This window comes from Grimontia kaedaensis, from assembly GCF_023746615.1.
GTDB classification, from domain to species: Bacteria; Pseudomonadota; Gammaproteobacteria; order Enterobacterales; family Vibrionaceae; genus Enterovibrio; species Enterovibrio kaedaensis.
In genome coordinates, this window is record NZ_CP082275.1 from 1,089,510 (window position 1) to 1,106,584 (window position 17,075).

15 protein-coding genes and 1 other annotated feature are annotated in these 17,075 nt (G+C 48.8%); of the genes, 10 read left to right on the forward strand and 5 right to left on the reverse strand.

Annotated elements, in window-relative coordinates:
* Positions 1–3: 3 nt before the first annotated feature.
* The 4 genes from hisG to K6Q96_RS05240 form a co-directional block, all read right to left on the reverse strand.
* The gene (hisG, locus tag K6Q96_RS05225; RefSeq protein WP_002542155.1) at positions 4–900 is read right to left on the reverse strand and encodes an ATP phosphoribosyltransferase; all 897 of its coding nucleotides are present in this window, start codon (positions 898–900) and stop codon (positions 4–6) included.
* Between the two features lie 77 nt (positions 901–977).
* Positions 978–1,117, reverse strand: a sequence feature (His leader region).
* 279 nt (positions 1,118–1,396) lie between these two features.
* Positions 1,397–1,582 (reverse strand): hypothetical protein, encoded by a 186-nt coding sequence (locus tag K6Q96_RS05230; RefSeq protein ID WP_251878387.1) that lies wholly within the window; start codon positions 1,580–1,582, stop codon positions 1,397–1,399.
* A gap of 62 nt (positions 1,583–1,644) precedes the next feature.
* The gene (locus K6Q96_RS05235) at positions 1,645–2,121 is read right to left on the reverse strand and encodes a YchJ family metal-binding protein (protein ID WP_251878389.1); all 477 of its coding nucleotides are present in this window, start codon (positions 2,119–2,121) and stop codon (positions 1,645–1,647) included.
* Positions 2,122–2,236: 115 nt separating this feature from the next.
* Positions 2,237–3,646, reverse strand: coding sequence for a glutamine synthetase family protein (locus K6Q96_RS05240; protein ID WP_251878391.1), 1,410 nt, complete (start codon positions 3,644–3,646; stop codon positions 2,237–2,239).
* A 313-nt stretch (positions 3,647–3,959) separates the two neighbouring features.
* Here K6Q96_RS05240 and K6Q96_RS05245 point away from each other — a divergent pair, with 313 nt between their 5' ends.
* The 8 genes from K6Q96_RS05245 to K6Q96_RS05280 all read left to right on the forward strand — a co-directional run bounded on the left by K6Q96_RS05245 (position 3,960) and on the right by K6Q96_RS05280 (position 13,151).
* Positions 3,960–4,739, forward strand: coding sequence for a gamma-glutamyl-gamma-aminobutyrate hydrolase family protein (locus K6Q96_RS05245; RefSeq protein ID WP_251878393.1), 780 nt, complete (start codon positions 3,960–3,962; stop codon positions 4,737–4,739).
* Entirely contained in the window at positions 4,726–6,072 is a 1,347-nt protein-coding gene (locus K6Q96_RS05250) for a glutamine synthetase family protein (RefSeq protein WP_353621783.1), read from the forward strand. The genes K6Q96_RS05245 and K6Q96_RS05250 overlap by 14 nt, the downstream gene beginning before the upstream one ends.
* A gap of 95 nt (positions 6,073–6,167) precedes the next feature.
* Positions 6,168–7,556 carry an aspartate aminotransferase family protein gene (locus K6Q96_RS05255; RefSeq protein WP_251878397.1) on the forward strand — a complete coding sequence of 463 codons (1,389 nt, stop codon included), beginning with the start codon at positions 6,168–6,170 and terminating at the stop codon, positions 7,554–7,556.
* Between the two features lie 155 nt (positions 7,557–7,711).
* Complete coding sequence (locus K6Q96_RS05260; RefSeq protein WP_251878399.1) at positions 7,712–8,812, forward strand: polyamine ABC transporter substrate-binding protein; 1,101 nt, start codon at positions 7,712–7,714, stop codon at positions 8,810–8,812.
* Positions 8,813–8,883: 71 nt separating this feature from the next.
* Positions 8,884–10,014: an ABC transporter ATP-binding protein gene (locus K6Q96_RS05265; protein ID WP_251878400.1), complete on the forward strand. Its 1,131-nt coding sequence runs from the start codon at positions 8,884–8,886 to the stop codon at positions 10,012–10,014.
* A gap of 92 nt (positions 10,015–10,106) precedes the next feature.
* Positions 10,107–10,964, forward strand: coding sequence for an ABC transporter permease subunit (locus tag K6Q96_RS05270; protein ID WP_434802163.1), 858 nt, complete (start codon positions 10,107–10,109; stop codon positions 10,962–10,964).
* Complete coding sequence (locus K6Q96_RS05275) at positions 10,961–11,800, forward strand: ABC transporter permease subunit (protein ID WP_002542171.1); 840 nt, start codon at positions 10,961–10,963, stop codon at positions 11,798–11,800. The genes K6Q96_RS05270 and K6Q96_RS05275 overlap by 4 nt, the downstream gene beginning before the upstream one ends.
* 10 nt (positions 11,801–11,810) lie before the next feature.
* Positions 11,811–13,151 (forward strand): NAD(P)/FAD-dependent oxidoreductase, encoded by a 1,341-nt coding sequence (locus K6Q96_RS05280; RefSeq protein WP_251878402.1) that lies wholly within the window; start codon positions 11,811–11,813, stop codon positions 13,149–13,151.
* A 44-nt stretch (positions 13,152–13,195) separates the two neighbouring features.
* Here the strand turns inward: K6Q96_RS05280 and K6Q96_RS05285 are convergent, their stop codons facing one another.
* Entirely contained in the window at positions 13,196–13,744 is a 549-nt protein-coding gene (locus K6Q96_RS05285) for a cupin domain-containing protein (RefSeq protein WP_062662571.1), read from the reverse strand.
* Between the two features lie 347 nt (positions 13,745–14,091).
* On the opposite strand from K6Q96_RS05285, the gene K6Q96_RS05290 reads away from it, so the two are divergent.
* Both K6Q96_RS05290 and K6Q96_RS05295 read left to right on the forward strand, forming a co-directional pair.
* Complete coding sequence (locus K6Q96_RS05290; protein ID WP_251878404.1) at positions 14,092–15,396, forward strand: NAD(P)/FAD-dependent oxidoreductase; 1,305 nt, start codon at positions 14,092–14,094, stop codon at positions 15,394–15,396.
* Between the two features lie 408 nt (positions 15,397–15,804).
* Positions 15,805–17,025, forward strand: a complete 1,221-nt coding sequence (locus K6Q96_RS05295; RefSeq protein ID WP_251878405.1) for a bifunctional alpha/beta hydrolase/OsmC family protein — start codon at positions 15,805–15,807, stop codon at positions 17,023–17,025.
* The last annotated feature ends 50 nt before the right edge of the window (positions 17,026–17,075 follow it).

Below are 17,075 nucleotides of genomic sequence, written 5' to 3' on the forward strand. Positions count from 1 at the left end.
GGCTTACTCCATCATCTTCTCGATTGGCAGCACCAGAATGGAGCTCGCACCCAAGGCCTTCAGTTTCTCCATGGTTTCCCAGAACAGGTTCTCGGTACTAACCAAGTGAACAGCAACACGCTGTTTGTCGTGTGCAAGAGGCAGGATAGTTGGGTCTTCTGCGCCTGGCAGCAATTCAACCACTTGCTCCAAGGTTTCGCTAGGCGCGTGAAGCATGATGTATTTTGATTCTTTAGCTTGGATAACGCCTTTGATACGGGTCAGCAGGCGTTCAATCAGTGCAGTTTTGTCTGCATCGAACTCACCCATGCGCTGAATAAGTACCGCTTTAGAGCGGAAGATAACTTCTGCTTCTTTCAGGCCGTTAGCTTCAAGCGTTGCACCTGTAGAAACCAAATCACAAATAGCATCCGCAAGACCGGCGCGCGGTGCGACTTCAACAGAACCGTTCAACATACATGTGCTGAATTTAACGTCTTGTTTGTCGAGGTAATCTTTGAGGATATTTGGATAAGTCGTGGCAATACGCTTGCCAGCCAAATCCTGTGGACCGTTATAAGTTTTGTCTTTATCGATAGCCACAGACAGGCGGCAGCCACCAAAGTCGAGACGACGAAGCTTCACGTACTCGTTTGGCTCGCCCAGTGCAACACGCTCTAAACGTACTTCTTCGAGTTCGTTTTCGCCGATAACACCTAAATCAACCACACCATCCATGATGAGGCCTGGGATATCGTCGTCACGTACCAGCAACAAATCGATTGGCATATTCTCGGCGTGAACTATCAGACGGTCGCCGGAAAAGTTAATTTTTACACCGCAGCGCTTGAGCAGTTCGTGACACTCTTTCGCAAGGCGGCCTTTTTTCTGAATGGCAATTCTTAGACGTTCTGTTTGCATGATCTATTCCCTGTATCTTTTTCGCTATGACGACTTCCCGTTTCCTTAAAGTGTCATCGCAATTTTTTGAATCCTAAAAGTAAAAACCCCCGGAAGGTTCGCTTCCGGGGGTCTGAATCTTGTGTTCGCTTTGATGACCGGTGGAAGAACCTTACTCCTTGTCTTCCAGTCGAAACCACATCTCCCGAAAGACTAGTCAGGATGATGATGGTGATGAATGGTCATGAGCGATTTTTGCATATTTTTCTTCTCTTAGTGCTGTAACGATTTAACGTTTGCTTGGCATCAACACTAACAAACTCTTTAAATATTGCAACAAGAAATTTGCGTGTTTAGAGAATTCGGTACTGGTTAAATACTAAACGTCCAAAAAAGAAGAAGTAATGAATGACAAGGGTAGAGTAGAACCGAGAAACTTTGTCGCATCTATTATCAAAAATACCGGAGATGAGGCTATTTGATTTCTTACTGGGTAAGATGTGCTATTGCGAAGGTGTTACACGTAAATATCTAACAATCCATCACTTTTCTTGTTTTCGCCCTTCGCATGATCATTTTCCTGCTTTTCGTCATACTGTTTTTGACGTGCATGCTTTTGCTGCTGCTGTTTAGTTTTGTCCTGTTTAACGACATTATTCACTTTTTGGGGCGAATAGTCGGAGATATTGGGGAACCAAGTCATATTACTGCTCCTTGATCGTTCCCCCTTTATATAGGCTCAGTGCTTAAAAGCTTGATGGTTTTTTAACCACAGCACTTCTTGTGTTTTTTACCGCTACCGCATGGGCAGGGATCATTACGCCCAACTTTCTCAGCCTTCGGGTATTCACCGTCGATGTAATACCAAAGTGTCTCACCGTCCTTTACTTCTGTGACGAAGCGAGATTTCTCGTGCAGGCAATATTGCTTATTAGCGTCTTTGTAATGGGCTTTGAATTCAACGAAACCTTGTTTTCCGCCCGGATCAACTGAGCTTGATAGTACTTCCAGCATCAACCATTCGCTGTTAACCGAATCAGCGATTGCGGCACGATGTTGCTCCGCGCCACAAGAGGGATGATAGGTTTTCACTACATAATCAACCAGGCCCTTTACGTGTGCAGAATAGCGAGAACGCATCAGCTTTTCTGGATGGTCGGCATTGGCGTGATTTTGATGAATGGACTCACAGCATTCGCTGTAAGGTTTTTGGCTGCCACAAGGGCACAGCGCTGTCGTCATAGCTCGAAACCGCGTTGAATAAATAACGGCGGTATTGTCCAAGTGAGCGTGGAGTGAGTCAAGGTGAAGTGCCGACCCAGACCGTGATAAAAACGGTCTGGGGAAAGGCGAGAAATCAGAAGGCGTGCAAGTACCAATCGTATTCGAGCGCAGTAACGTGCTGCTCAAACTCTTCAAGCTCTTTTTCTTTGCAGGTGACGAATACGTCTACAAAGTCGGTGCCGAGGGACTGTCGCATTGCATTAGACGCTGAAAGTTCACGCAATGCATCCCGAAGGTTGGTTGGCAGTGGCTCGTTATCCAAGTCGTAAGCATTACCAACCACAGGCTCTGAAGGTTCAATTTTGTTGTCAATGCCATACATGATGGATGCCAGTAAAGCTGCCATCATCAGGTAAGGGTTGGCATCTGTACCTGCCACACGGTGTTCGATGCGCGTCGCAGCAGGAATATCGCCCGGAATACGAAGGGCCGTGGTGCGATTTTCGATACCCCAAGTTGCAGCATTCGGTACGTAAAAATCTGGTGCAAAACGGCGGTATGAGTTGATGTTTGGACACATGATTGCCAAGTACTGTGGCATCAGCGCTAACATACCGCCAAGCGCATGGCGGAGCATATCTGTCATTTCACCTTCGGCTTGTGGCTCGAACACATTATTGCCATCGTCATCGAGAAGGCTGATATGAAGGTGCATGCCGTTGCCTGCCTGATCTGCATAGGGCTTGGCCATAAAGGTGGTATCGAGGTCATTGTCATGGGCGACTTGCTTGATAACACGTTTGAGTAGGATGGAATGATCACACGCAGCGAGTGCATCATCCGTGTGCTTGAGGTTAATTTCAAACTGGCCGGGCGCAGATTCTGCAACAATGGTATCGGCGGGCAAGCCTTGTTCGCGCGCGGCTTCGATGATTTGGGTAAGAAGCTCTGCGTATTCATCCAGTTCATCGAGCGAGTACACCTGAGTATTTTCAGGTCGCTTGCCAGTGATCGGCGAAACGGGAGGAAGAGGAGCGTTGCCGGGCGCCTTGCTGTCAATCAGGTAGAATTCGAGCTCATAGGCTGAAACGGGCGTCAGTCCACGGGCTTTAAACTGGCGGACAATGCGGCGTAAGATCATTCGCGGGTCAGCGAAAAGTGGCGTTTCCTTGTCTTCATACATTTCCAGCATCAACTGGGCGATGGGCCTTTTTTGCCAAGGCTGGCGGGTGAGTGAGCCTGCTACCGGGTAACAAATCGCATCAGACTCGCCGATTTCAAGCCCTAATCCAGTTTCTTCAACAGGAGTGCCTTTGATATTCATGCCGTAAATGGAAATTGGCAGAGCAATCCCCTGCTCGTAGGCTTTCTGTAGCTTGTCCTTCTCTACACGCTTGCCACGCACGATGCCGTTCATGTCGAGTAAGAGCAAATCAACAAACTCGATATCCGGATTCTGCTCAAGGAATTCAATGGCCTCTTTCGCATCCGGTAACTGTGCATCTTCAGGTGTAAACATTTCCCTGTCTGTTTGATATCGCATGAAACACCTACCTGAGTGTAAATTATATCAATCACCTCGTTGTGTAGTTCTGAGTGAATAGTAAAGGATTGATTATGTCAACAGCGCTCCACTTCACAAAACCTCAGTTTTTACTTCAAATCAATACGATAAGCCTCGTAAGAACATAAGGTTATCGATGTTAAGAAAATGATGAATAAATAGATAGAAATTGTTGTGTGCGTCACTTGCGTAATTTATTTTTAACGTGTAGCGTGAAAAAAAACGAACGCATAGCATACTGATAGTAAGCAGTGATTTGCTTTGAGACTCGGCCGGAAATGCAGAGGAAGATATGGAATATTCAACTATCCCAATGATTGGTGTGACAGGGTGTACCTCTCAGCTGGGTCTGCATCCTTTCCATATTGCTGGCGATAAGTACGTCAGAAGCGTCACCGACGCCATGGGTGCATGCCCAATGGTCATTCCTGCATTAGGCCAAGACTTACCGATGAAGCGCATGCTGACATCATTGGACGGCATTTTGTTTACTGGCTCTCCATCAAACATTGAACCACACCATTATCAGGGAGCAGCGAGCGAAGAAGGCACTGAGCACGACCCCGCCCGTGATGCGACTACTCTGCCACTTCTCGCTCTTGCAATTGAATTGGGTGTGCCTGTACTTGCTATATGCCGTGGTTTTCAGGAACTCAATGTCGCCATGGGTGGCACCCTGCATCAAAAGCTTCATGAGGTGGGCGGATATATCGAACACCGCGAAGACAAAACGGCTTCCGTTGATATCCAATACGGCATTTCTCACACCATTAACATCGAACCTGGGGGGCTTCTCTACGAGGCTTGGGGTCGCACTTCTGCTGACGTGAACTCTGTCCATACCCAGGGCATCGACAGACTAGGCAAAGGACTGCGACCAGAAGCATACGCCCCGGACGGACTGATAGAGGCTGTCTCTGTCATCGATGCAAAAAATTTCGCCTTAGGTGTTCAGTGGCATCCTGAGTGGAAGGTCACGAAAAATCCTTTTTATTCAGCTATCTTCGATATGTTTGGGGAAGCCTGCCGAATAAGGGCGAATCAGCGTGAGAAAGAATATGGACAAGCTTAAGAAGTGGTTGAAAGAAAACGAGATTACGGAAGTTGAGTGCGTTGTCAGCGACTTATCAGGCATCGCGCGCGGGAAGATTGCACCAGTCGATAAGTTCATTAATGAAGGTGAAATGCGTCTTCCGGAGAGTGTTTTGTTGCAAACTGTGACGGGTGACTATGTAGATGATGATATCTACTACGCGTTGCTTGATGAAGCAGATATCGATTTTATCTGTAAGCCTGACGAAGACGCGGTCTACCTCCTGCCATGGACGGTCGAGAAAACCGCGCAGATCATTCACGACACCTTCGACAAGATGGGTAACCCCATTGAGCTGACACCACGCAATGTATTGAAAAAAGTGCTGAAGCTCTACGAAGAGAAAAACTGGAAGCCGGTTGTCGCACCGGAAATGGAGTTTTACCTGACAGCACGTTGCGAGGATCCAGACTTACCTCTTGAGCCGCCGATTGGCCGTTCTGGTCGCATGGAAACTGGGCGTCAGTCCTTTTCGATTGATGCAGCAAACGAATTCGACCCGCTGTTCGAAGACATGTACGAATGGTGTGAAACGCAAGGACTTGCTATTGATACCTTGATCCATGAAGAGGGTGTTGCGCAGATGGAAATCAATTTCCGTCATGGTGATCCTCTGATATTGGCTGATCAGGTGTTCCTGTTTAAACGCACGCTGCGTGAAGCCGCGCTCAAGCATCAGGTTGTCGCGACCTTTATGTCTAAGCCTATTACTGATGAACCAGGCAGTGCGATGCACCTGCACCAAAGCATTGTTGACGCTAAAACAGGTAAGAACGTTTTTACCAATGAAGATGGTACCAGTTCTTCTTTATTTTACGGACATATCGCTGGCCTTCAGCAGTTTATTCCTGAAATGCTGCCAATGTTTGCCCCGAACGTGAATTCATTTCGCCGATTCCTGCCTGATACCTCAGCACCGGTAAATGTGGAGTGGGGCGAAGAAAACCGTACTTGTGGTCTTCGTGTGCCGAGCTGTTCACCACAGGCACGCCGAGTAGAAAACCGACTACCAGGCGCGGATGCCAATAGTTATCTTGCTATTGCAGCAAGTCTGTTGTGTGGCTACATCGGTATGGTTCGCGATCTGAAACCAACGCCGCCAGCACAGGGACGTGGTTACGAAATCAGAAGCCCAATACTGCCTTACACACTAGAAGCAGCACTGGAGATGATGGAAAACTGCGATGAGGTAGCGGAGTACCTTGGTGAGTCCTTTGCCCGCGGATATATCGCCGTGAAACGTAAAGAGCAAGAGAACTTCAAACGCGTGATCAGTTCTTGGGAGCGAGAGTTCCTGTTGCTGACTGTGTAATGTGAAGGCGGTCAGACTCGTTTAGTCATTGTTTTACAAGGGAGACAACCAAGACGGTTGCCAATGTTTCAAACTTCAAGGATGTGGAGGTCAGAATGACACACGTCGTGCAACACCCAGATACCCAAACGCTGCAAGCTTTGGACAACGCCCATTATCTTCATCCATTCAGCGACCATAAAGCGCTAAGGGAAAAGGGAGCGCGCATGATTGTTCGTGCGCAAGGCGTATACATTTGGGACAGTGACGGCAACCGTATTCTTGATGGTATGGCAGGGCTTTGGTGTACCAATATTGGTTATGGCGAAAAGCGTCTTGCAGATGCAGCTCACCGCCAAATGCTAGAGCTCCCTTATTACAACAGCTTTTTCCAGTGTGCCCATCCGCCCGTGGTCGAGTTGGCAAAAGAGATTGCTGATCTCGCACCGGATCATATGAATCAAGTGTTCTTCGCCGGCTCAGGCTCTGAATCCAACGACACGGTCCTGCGTATGGTTCGCCACTATTGGACACTGAAAGGTCAGCCGGAAAAGTTCACTATCATTGGTCGTCATAACGGTTACCACGGTTCCACGGTTGCAGGAGCAAGCTTGGGCGGCATGAAAGCCATGCATAAACAGGGTGGCCTTCCCATTCCTGGCATTCACCATATTCCCCAGCCTTATTGGTTTGGTGAAGGGGGCGAACTGACTCCGGAAGAATTTGGTGTAAAAGCCGCACGGGAACTGGAAAAAGCGATTCTGGAAATTGGTGAAGACAAGGTTGCAGCGTTTATCGCTGAGCCCGTTCAAGGTGCTGGTGGAGTCGTCATTCCGCCTTCGACATATTGGCCAGAAATCAATCGTATTCTGGCGAAGTACGACATCCTGATGATTGCGGATGAGGTTATATGTGGTTTTGGCCGTACCGGTGAATGGTTTGGCAGCCAGACGTTCGATATCAAACCGGACTTTATGCCAATAGCGAAGGGCATGACTTCCGGCTACATCCCTATGGGGGGTGTGATTGTCAGCGACCGCGTTGCCAACGCTTTTGAAGAGAAAGGCGGTGATTTTAACCACGGCTATACCTATTCCGGTCATCCGGTAGCAGCAGCGGTTGCGCTGGAAAATCTTAAAGTGATGAAAGAGAAAAATCTGGTTCAGTATGTAAAGGAAGATATTGGGCCTTACTTGCAATCCCAATGGCAAAAGCTGGCTGAGCATCCCCTGGTGGGTGAAGCGCGAGGTGTCGGGCTGGTAGCGGCGATTGAGCTGGTACAAAACAAAGCAACCCGAAAACGCTTCGATGAGGAAGTTGGTATTGGCGAAGTATGCCGTGATATCAGCGTAGAAAATGGCCTTGTGATGCGTGCCTGTGGTGACACCATGATTATCAGCCCGCCTTTAGTTATTACCCGTGCTGAGGTGGACGAACTGATTCACAAAGCCAAACTGGCATTGGATTTAACGCTGCAGGAACTCGAGGATAAGGGTGTGCTTTAGCCCAACAAGTATTGAATTCTGTCGGCAGCAAAGGTCAATAGATTCTGGTGCCGGCAAACCATCAAAACTAGAGCTAAAGAGCAAAAGTTCGGCTCTGGTTTGGACATTGGAATGTAGTAACGCGCTCGATGGGATTCGAGCCAAAAGGAGAAAACATGAAGATGGTAATCCGCAACAAAATTTCTGCCGTTGTGTTGGCAGGATTGATGGTTTCAACCGGGCTACAGGCTGAAGAAATCCTTCGAATTTACAATTGGAGTGACTATATCGCGGAAGACACGATAGAAAACTTCGAGAAAGAGACTGGCATCAAGGTTACCTATGATGTTTACGACAGCAATGACGTGCTGGAAGCCAAGCTGCTGTCGGGTAACTCAGGTTATGATTTGGTTGTCCCTTCGAATAACTTCCTCGCTAAACAAATCAAAGCGGGTGCTTTTCAGCCTCTGGATAAGAGTCTTTTGACCAACAGTGGCAACCTGGACCCAAAACTGATGAAGCGCTTGGAAATGGCTGACCCGGGTAACCAATACGCGATTCCCTACATGTGGGGCACTAATGGTATTGGCTACAACGTCGATAAAGTAAAAGAACGTTTGGGCGACGACATTCCAGAAAACAAGCTGGATTTGCTGCTAGACCCTAAATATGCCGCAAAGCTTAAAGATTGCGGCATTGCAGTCGTAGATTCTGCCGACGAGGTGATGCCTCAGGTGCTTCAATACATCGGCAAAGATCCTAACTCCACCAAGAAAGGCGACTACAAGGAAGCAGGTGAAGTGCTGGCGAAAATCCGCCCTTACGTGACCTATTTCCATTCATCGCGCTACATCACCGATTTAGCGAACGGCGATATTTGTCTGGCCTACGGCTTCTCCGGTGACATCTTCCAGGCGGCTTATCGTGCTGAAGAAGCGGGCAATGGCCAGGTGATTGACTACTCGATTCCAAGCAAAGGCGCACAGCTTTGGTTCGACATGATGGCGATTCCGGCTGATGCGAAAAATGCCAAAAACGCCCATACCTTTATGAACTACATCATGCGTCCTGAGGTTATCGCGCCAATCACGGATTACGTGGCCTATGCGAACCCAAATCCAGCCTCTAACAAGCTGGTTGACCCGGAAGTTCTGAACAACCCTTCTATTTATCCGCCTCAGGAAGTGATGGACAAGCTCTTTGTCTCAGAAGTGCTTCCGCTGAAAATCAGTCGCACGTCCAACCGCACCTGGACGCGCATGAAAACCGGCCAGTAATGGCTGAGAAAGGGAGCTGAGGATTCAGCTCCCTATTTTCATGTGTTTCAGATAGCCACAGGGAGGATGAAATGGTGACCAGCAACTCTAATGGAAATGGTAACGGCGCGCACAAGCCGGAGCTATTGAAAATTGATCGTGTCAGCAAGCTTTATGGCGATGTCCGCGCGGTGGATGATGTTTCCTTAACGATCGAGAAAGGCGAGATTTTCTCCTTACTGGGAGGCTCCGGCTCCGGGAAGTCGACCTTGCTTCGTATGCTGGCGGGTTTTGAAACTCCGTCTAGCGGACGCATCTATCTCGATGGGGAAGACATTACCGATATGGCGCCCTATGACAGGCCCATCAACATGATGTTCCAGTCTTACGCCTTGTTTCCACACATGACGGTGGAGCAGAATATTGCGTTTGGTCTGAAGCAGGACAAGCTCAAAAAAGCTGATATTCAAGAGCGTGTTAAAGAGATGCTGAAACTGGTGCACATGGAGCAATATGCCAAGCGTAAGCCTCACCAATTGTCAGGTGGTCAGCGTCAGCGTGTGGCGTTGGCAAGATCGCTGGCGAAACGCCCGAAACTCTTACTGCTTGATGAGCCGATGGGTGCATTGGACAAGAAGCTTCGTAACCAGATGCAGTTAGAAGTGGTGGATATTCTGGAGCGTGTTGGCGTGACCTGTGTGATGGTAACCCACGATCAGGAAGAAGCCATGACCATGGCAGGGCGCATAGCCATCATGCATGAAGGCTGGATTGCCCAAACTGGCACACCCACAGATATTTACGAGTCGCCAAACAGCTGCATGATTGCCGAATTCATTGGTTCGGTGAACCTGTTTGAAGGCGAAATAGTGGTGGATGAAACTGATCACTGTGTCATTTCGTCCAGCGACACCGCGCAACAAATCTACGTGGGTCACGGTGTGGCAACTAATGTGGAAGACAGAAAAGTCTGGCTGGCAGTTCGCCCTGAAAAAGCCTTTATTAGCCGAGAGCAACCGGACGGTGAATACAACTGGTCTAAAGGCACGGTTCATGACATTGCCTATCTTGGCGGCACATCCATGTACTACGTGAAGTTACCAAGCAACAAAGTGGTGATGTGCAGCATGGCTAATGTTTCACGCCATCAAGACCGTCCAACCTGGGACGACGAAGTCTTCATCAGTTGGGAGGCCACCGGTGGTGTGGTATTGCGCGTATGACGACCTTGACGAACTCCCAGACCAAAACGCCAGCACCAAGCAAAGCGCCGCACAAAAATAAGATGCTGTTTCCCAAGGGACGGCACATCACCATGGGTATTCCCTACCTTTGGCTGCTGCTCTTCTTTGCTGTGCCATTCCTAATCGTATTTAAAATCAGTTTTTCGATGGCTGCGTTGGCCATTCCTCCTTACGAAGCCATTGTTACTTATGTCGATGAAGTCATCGAAATCACGCTGAATCTCGAGAACTACTTACGGATTCTGGATGATGACCTCTACTACCTTGCCTATCTGAGCTCGGTAAAAATCGCCTTTGTATCAACGCTAGGCTGTTTGCTTTTGGGTTACCCGATGGCATACGCAATTGCCCGCGCGCCAGCGAGAATGCAAACGGTACTTTTGCTGCTGATCATGCTGCCATCCTGGACTTCATTTTTGATCCGTGTGTACGCCTGGATGGGTCTACTTAGCAACACAGGGATCATCAACAATACCCTGATGTGGCTGGGCGTTATTTCCGATCCTATCCAGATCCTCAATACCAACACTGCGGTCTACATTGGTATTGTTTATACCTACCTGCCATTTATGGTGCTTCCGCTATACGCCAATCTGGTGAAGCTGGATGGCAGCTTGTTGGAAGCCGCGGCAGACCTGGGCTCACGTAACTTCAACACCTTCTGGAAAGTGACCTTACCGCTATCGAAAGGCGGCATTATCGCAGGCTCTATGCTGGTGTTCATTCCCGTGGTGGGTGAAGTGGTGATCCCTGAACTTCTGGGCGGCCCTGAAACCCTGATGATCGGTAAAGTGTTGTGGCAGGAATTCTTCAATAACCGTGATTGGCCGGTGGCTTCTGCATTGGCGATTGTGATGCTGCTTTTGCTCATCATCCCAATCACGCTATTCCACCATTATCAGTCCAAGGACATGGAGGCTGACCGATGAAACGCTGGCAATTTTCGACGGTCATGCTCTGGGTAGGTTTGGTTTTCCTCTACCTGCCCATGCTGATCCTGGTGATTTACTCTTTTAATGCTTCCAAACTGGTCACCGTCTGGGGTGGGTTCTCGCCCAAATGGTATGCCGAGCTGTTCAAAGACGAGCAAATCCTGCAGGCGGTTTGGACTAGCCTTCGCATTGCGTTCTATAGCTCTACCATGGCGGTGATCATTGGCACGTTAGCAGCCTTCGTGATGACGCGATTCCGACGTTCATGGGGACGGTTAACACTCTCCAATATGATCACCGCACCGCTCGTCATGCCAGATGTCATTATCGGTTTGTCCTTACTGCTTCTGTTTGTGCAGATGGGCGAGCTGTTCGGTTGGCCAGCAGAGCGCGGTATGACCACGGTATGGATTGCGCACTCTACTTTCTGTGCTGCATATGTCGCAGTGGTGGTCTCTTCAAGACTCAGGGAACTGGATTTCTCGATTGAAGAGGCAGGTATGGATTTAGGTGCGACACCGTTTAAAGTCTTCTTCGTTATCACGGTACCCATGATTGCCCCTGCGCTGGTGGCGGGATGGCTTCTGAGCTTCAGTCTTTCCCTTGATGATCTGGTTATCGCGAGCTTCGTCTCTGGACCAGGTTCTACCACGTTGCCTATGGTGGTCTTTTCTTCTGTCAGGCTTGGGGTTTCACCGAAAATCAATGCACTTGCCACCATCATCATTTTGGTTGTGTCGCTGTTTGCGTTTTTGTCCTGGTACGTGGCGCGTCGCGCAGAGCAAAAATCGCTGGAAGACATGAAGCGCCTTAACCAAGAGCTTCAGGAATAGGATTGTCATCATGGAACAAGTCAGTTCGATTCAGAACCAACAAAATCAGTCTCAACACACCATACAGGAAGCCAGTCAGGCACATGCGCCTTCGTATTACGCCGCTTCTGCCAACACTTCAGCGCTGCGCGAAGTGCTGAATGAAGATATCACTACAGATATCTGCATTGTTGGTGCCGGTTATACGGGGCTTTCATCCGCACTGCATTTACTTGAAGCTGGTTTCAAGGTTGTGGTGCTGGAAGCCGCCAAAGTTGGGTGGGGAGCCTCAGGCCGCAACGGTGGCCAGATAGTGAATAGCTTCAGTCGCGATATTGATGTGATTGAGAAAACCGTCGGTAAAGAAAAGATTGGCCTTTTTGGCGAGATGGCCTTTGAAGGCGGGAAAATCATTCGTGAGCGCGTAGAGAAATATAACATCCAGTGCGATCTAAAGGACGGCGGCGTGTTTGCAGCACTCAATGCCAAGCAGATGCATGAACTGGAAAGCCAAAAAGCGCTTTGGGAAAAGTACGGCAACACCCAACTGGAAATGCTCAGCGAAAGCGATATCCGTTCGGTTGTCGATACGGAGCGTTATGTCGGTGGCTTGCTGGATAAATCGGGCGGTCACATTCACCCCTTGAACCTTGCCTTGGGGGAAGCCGCAGCGGTGGAAAGCTTGGGTGGAAAAATCTACGAGCACTCGCCAGTGGTGAACATTAAACGTGGTGAGCCGGCGAAAGTGGTGACGGAGCAAGGCTCTGTTACCGCCTCTTTCGTCATCGTTGCAGGCAATGCTTACCTCGGTAACCTGATGCCAGAGCTTCGTGCCAAATCTATGCCGTGTGGAACACAGGTGATTGCCACTGAACCACTGACCGAACAGCAGGCGCAAAGTTTACTCCCGCAGGATTACTGCGTGGAGGACTGTAACTATCTTCTTGATTACTTCAGGCTGTCTGGTGATAAGCGTCTGATTTATGGCGGTGGTGTGGTTTATGGTGCGCGTGACCCAGCTGACATAGATGCGATTATCCGACCAAAAATGCTGAAGACTTTTCCGCAGCTGAGCGGTGTGAACATTGATTACCGTTGGACGGGTAATTTCCTGATGACTTTGTCCCGTTTGCCGCAAGTAGGGCGTATTGGCAGCAATATTTATTACTCACAGGGCTGCAGTGGTCACGGTGTTACATACACCCACTTAGCGGGAAGATTGATGTCAGAAGTGCTGAAGGGGCAGGCAGAGAGATTTGATGCGTTTGCTGATTTGCCGCACTTGCCTTTCCCAGGAGGGCATCTTCTCAGCGTACCATTTTCGGCACTGGGAGCCTGGTATTACACAGTGCGGGATAAGTTTGGCATCTAAAAGAAAATGCCCTCAGTCGGGCGTTTTTCTGAAATTGGGCTCGCTTAGAAATTTGCGGGCGTGGTTGCGCTGAACAGACGGCAAGTGGCATCGAATGGGTTGGCAAAACGATGTGGGCGGTTACTGTCAAAGTAATAGCTGTCGCCGACTTCCAGAACGAAAATATCGTCACCGACTGTCAGTTCGAGCTTGCCTTCCACAACCAAACCCGCTTCTTCACCTTCATGCTGAAGCATCTCTTCACCGGAATGCCCGCCTGGCGGATAGGTTTCAGAAAGCACCGAGATGGCGCGATTCGGGAACTCTTTACCAATGAGCTTCATAGAAACAGACTCGTCGCCAATTTCAAGCAGATCTTGCTGACGATAGACGACAGGTGCAGATTCGGTTTGACCAATATCGGCGGAGAAAAATTCCACCAAAGACATGGGAATGCCTGACAAGACCTTTTTCAGTGAACTGACGGAGGGACTAACGCTATTTTTCTCAATCATCGAGATGGTACTGTTGGTTACGCCTGCGCGTTTAGCGAGTTCGCGTTGCGATAGTCCGCGACTTTTTCTAACGGCTTTAAGGTTTGCACCAATGTCCAATGTTCGACTCTCCCTGCTTTAATTGGGTTTTTGTAAGCGTGCCCAATCACTGTAATAGATTTTGAACAAGCAATCCTACTTTCACTGGGGCAGTAATCAAGTGTTTTGTGATGCTATCGTCATTATGTAAAAAATATAAATCAGCGATATACGGCGAATATTCGTCTTGTTGATCATTATCTTTCTTTGATGAAAGGAGATTAATCAGGTCAAATAAAGCTTTCCCCATTCCTTGGGCGCAGTGGAAACCAGTATTGAATAGCGAGCAAAGCGTATATTTTTTGCTTCACTAAGACGATGTAAATACGGTAACCTTTGTTAATTATATTTTACAAAGGATGTGAGGCATGGCGCATACATCATCAAATCTTCCCCATACTTCCTCTTTTTACGCAGCAACGGCAAAGTATCCTCAGCGCTATCCGGTTCTGACTGAATCTATCAGCGTGGACGTTTGTATTGTTGGTGGTGGATTCAGCGGTGTTAACAGTGCGATTGAGTTGGCTCAACGTGGCTATTCCGTTGCTGTGCTGGAAGCCAACAAGATTGGATGGGGGGCGTCGGGCCGCAATGGAGGCGAACTGATCCGCGGTATTGGTCATGGCATAGAGCAGTTTACCAATCAGATAGGTAAAGAGGGTGTCGCTGCCATCAGTCAGATGGGATTGGAAGCGGTGCAGATCGTCAAAGATCGTGTGGAAGCGTTCAGCATCGATTGCGATCTCGCGATGGGATATTGTGATCTGGCAATGAAGCCTTCCCACATGAAGGAACTTCAGGAAGATTTTGATGATCTGATTGCAAATCGGTATCCCCATGAAATCCGTATGCTCGAAAAAGCAGATCTTGCGGAAGTGATTGGGTCTGACCGCTATATCGGCGGCATGTTGGACATGGGTAGTGGTCATTTACATCCTCTGAACCTGGTGACAGGCGAAGCGGCGGCTGCAGCGGGGCTTGGAGTTCAACTATTTGAAGACAGTGCAGCGACGGAAATCATTAAAGGCCAAAAGCCGGTCGTGAAAACAGCGCAAGGGCAGGTAACATGCAGCTATCTGCTACTGGCAGGTAATGCTTATATTGGTCACAAACTCGAGCCTTATATCGGCGGAAAGGTGCTACCGGCGGGTAGCTATATTATTGCAACAGAGCCGCTGACCGATGATCAGGTCACCAGCACTATTCCAAAGAATATGGCCTTCGCTGATCTCAGCATTGCACTCGATTACTACCACTTGTCCGGCGACAATCGGTTACTTTTCGGCGGGTTGTGTACCTATTCCGGAAAAGATCCGAAAGATATTACTGGCGCCTTGCTGCCAAATCTGGAGCGGGTGTTTCCGCAACTGAAAGGTGTTGGTATCGACTTCGAATGGGGTGGCATGATTGGCATTGGTGCTAATCGTCTTCCGCAAATTGGTCGGTTGCCGGATGCCCTGAATATCTTCTATGCACAGGCGTATTCAGGTCACGGTGTTAATGCTACTCACATGGCGGGTAAAGTCATTGCAGAAGCGATCTCAGGGACTGCAGAACGTTTCGATGTTTTTGCCAAGGTGAAGCACATGACTTTCCCAGGTGGGCCGCTGTTGCGCTCGCCTTTATTGGCTATCGGCATGACTTATCACCGCTTGAAAGAAGCACTGCAATAAACCTCATACTTAAATCATCAGTTTAAAGCGTCTCAAGCTTAAGCTTGGGGCGCTTTGTTATCTTTTATGCCCTGTTCCGGTCATGTCTGTGAATGTTAGCGTGAGCTAAATGAAGTATACCCAAACGACCTGGAGATGCTCGCATTCAGAGACCATCAATGCATTCAATTCGAGGTGAATTTCACGAGGAGTAGTCGTTTTATTCCGTTGAAATTTAACGAAGAAGTGGGCGCATTTATGGCCTCCCTTCGGGCGAGTTGACTGACGCCGTGTTCTTTGTTGTTCCTTTTTGATGGAGATGACTACACCTGCAAAGGAACGCCACGATCACAACACCAGTCAATCTCGCTGAATCATGCATCTTCAGGTTGTTTGGGTATAAACCTAACAAATAACCGGGAGACGGAAATGGCAGGGAAAAGAAACAAAGTTACCTTCCTAAGCAATGGACTTGAGTTGGCTGGGATGTTGGAGACACCAGAGCAAAATGCGAGAGGCTATGCGTTGTTTGCTCATTGCTTTACTTGCGGTAAAGATGTCGCAGCAGCCTCCCGTATTTCACGTGCTTTAGTGAACATCGGCTTTGCGGTCTTTCGTTTTGACTTTACGGGGCTGGGCGGCAGTGACGGTGATTTCGCCAATACTAACTTTTCTTCCAACGTTGATGATTTGGTCGCAGCGGCAGATTTCCTGCGCGATAACTATGAAGCGCCACTGCTGCTGATTGGTCACAGTCTGGGAGGTCGTGCAGTGTTGTCAGCGGCACATCGCATTCCAGAAGTGTCAGCGGTGGCGACCATTGGCGCGCCAGCAGATGCTGAACATGTGTCTAAACAGTTTGCAGCGCATGTGGAACAAATTGAGGCCGAAGGCGAAGCAGAGCTTTCTTTGGCAGGTCGTCCTTTCACCATCAAAAAGCAATTCCTTGATGATATTCGCGCCGACAACGACGATATCGAAAATCTTCGAGTACCACTGCTGGTGATGCATTCCCCAATCGATAACATCGTGCTGATTAAAGAAGCCGAGAAAATCTACACCCGCGCCAAGCATCCTAAGAGCTTTGTGACGCTGGATTCTGCCGATCACTTGCTCACCAACAAAGACGATGCGCAATATGTAGCTGAGCTTATCGCAGCCTGGTCACACCGCTACATCGACAGGGCAGCGCCGGTCAAAGAGGCAGAAGAAGGCGTGAAACGTGGTGAGGTGCTGGTGCATGAGCATAACAAACAGTTTACCCGTACCATCCAAACAGACCATCACCAGTGGTTTTCCGATGAACCTGTCGATTACAGCGGCGATAATCTAGGACCAGATCCTTACGAACATGTGCTGGCTGGATTGGGTGCGTGTACTTCCATGACGCTGCGTATGTACGCTAATCGTAAAAAGCTGCCGTTGGATGATGTAAAAGTGACCCTGTCGCACAGTCGTCAGCACGGTGCGGATTGCGAGCACTGTGATGAAAACAACGCGAAGGTTGAGGTCATGTCCCGTGAAATCGAGCTGTTCGGTGATCTAACCGATGACGAGCGTCAGCGTTTGTTGGAAATTGCCGATAAGTGTCCGGTGCATAAAACGCTGGAAGGCAAGATTGTTATCACTACCGAACTGAAAGATAAATAAGACTGCTTCAGTGAATGTATAAGACCGGCTCATCGAGCCGGTCTTTTTTA